The organism is Rhodococcus sp. R1101, from assembly GCF_000278445.1.
GTDB lineage: Bacteria > Actinomycetota > Actinomycetes > Mycobacteriales > Mycobacteriaceae > Rhodococcus > Rhodococcus gordoniae.
On record NZ_AJVB01000688.1, the window covers coordinates 1 to 1,523 of the forward strand.

General features: G+C 64.0%; 2 protein-coding genes. One reads left to right on the forward strand and one right to left on the reverse strand.

Going from position 1 to position 1,523, the window contains the following annotated elements; translation table 11 throughout:
• Window positions 1–187: 187 nt before the first annotated feature.
• A complete protein-coding gene (locus R1101_RS0123240; RefSeq protein ID WP_026003627.1) occupies window positions 188–1,162 on the reverse strand; it encodes a cyclase family protein in 975 nt (324 codons plus the stop codon).
• A gap of 118 nt (window positions 1,163–1,280) precedes the next feature.
• Here R1101_RS0123240 and R1101_RS31365 point away from each other — a divergent pair.
• Window positions 1,281–1,523 (forward strand): helix-turn-helix domain-containing protein (locus tag R1101_RS31365; protein WP_269726647.1); only part of this gene is annotated, 243 nt, incomplete at its 3' end.

Sequence of the window (1,523 nt, forward strand, 5' to 3'; positions counted from 1 at the left end):
AGCTCGTCGAGTTCGCTTGCGGTGATTCGGCCGTCGAAGTAACGGATGACGTCGGCGTCCGGATTGCGTTCGACGGTCGCCCGGAACATCGCCAGGGCATTGTCGAACTCGATCGTGCGTGGTTCCCGCTGCGCAGTGTCATACTGCGACAACCACACCTTGTCTTCGTAGGTGCTCATGGTTCGCCTCAGCGGATGACGATGGGATTCACCGGGGCGCCGGTGCCGTTGACGATCTTCAGTGGCGCAGCGGTGTAGAGGAAGCTCCATCGACCGTCGGCGGCGCAGGCGTCGGCGAGATCGTCGAGCCAGGCGATCTCCGTCAGAGTGACACCGAGATTGCGCATCAGGGCACAGTGCAGCGGCAATGCGACGCCGCTCTGCGGGTCGTAGGTCACCTCGTTGGCGATCGTGTCGGTCACCAGGTTCGGGATCTCCTTGTCCTGGAACCACTCGACGAGTTCGGGGGAATAGGTCAGGCCGGGTTCGCAGAATCCGTCGTAGAACTGTTCGGGGTTGTTCAGCTCGTACCAGTACTTGAGCCATCCGGTGCGGATGATCAGGATGTCGTGCGGTTCGATGGTCACGCCCTGGGCGGCCGCCGCTTCTTCGAGGTCGCGGTGGTCGAACGTCTCACCCTTGTCGAGATAGGGCTTGCCGCGATGGCGGGCCATATCGATGAGAACGCCGCGGCCGACGATCCCTTTCTCCGCGATCGGGAGGACGGAGGCCTTCTCCATTCCTCCGACGGTGCTGCGTGCGTCGTATCCGTTCCACAGTTTGCCGTCGTACCAGACGTGTCCGAGCGCGTCGTACTGGGTCGATCCCTGAAGGAAGACCAGTGCGGTGTCGTCGGCGTAGTGCAGGCCGCCGGGGAAGGCCGGTGCACCGTCACCGTCCCAGGAGCTCTCGTCGAGCACGTTCTGCCGCTTGATGCCTTCGCGACCCGGCCAGAGCGGGTCGCCGGGGCTCTCGGCGCGTCCCATATGAATCTGCAGGGTGAAGGTCTCGCCGGACTCGACGTGCTGCACCCCGCGCAGCACTTCGCTCGCGTCGAGGTAGTTCAGGGCGCCCAACTCGTCGTCGGGTCCCCACTTGCCCCAATTGCTCGGCGCGTTCTCGCCGAGCAGTTCACGCATCGCGGGAGCGTCGACCTCGGTCATGTTGTCCTCCATCGGGTAAACAGCGGGAGCGAGCACACGCTCGGTAAGCCTATGGTGCACGTCACACCTGTCGACGTCAACGTTTCGGTGTGCTCGCGAAAATGCCTGCGGGGCAGCCATGGAAGTGGATACGCTGCCCGGAGCGGTCGAAGGTCGCGTATGCAGTGTTCAGCTATTCCAAACACGGGGGGTGTCGGTGGGCGCGGTTTCGGTCGACAGGTCGGCATCGGTCGGGGCAGGTCTGCGTCGGGTACGGATGGCGCGCGGCATGACGCTGCGGGGCTTGGCTCAGTGCATCGACGTCAGTCCGGCCACGCTGAGTCAGATCGAGAACGACAAGACCGGACTGACCGTCGATCGC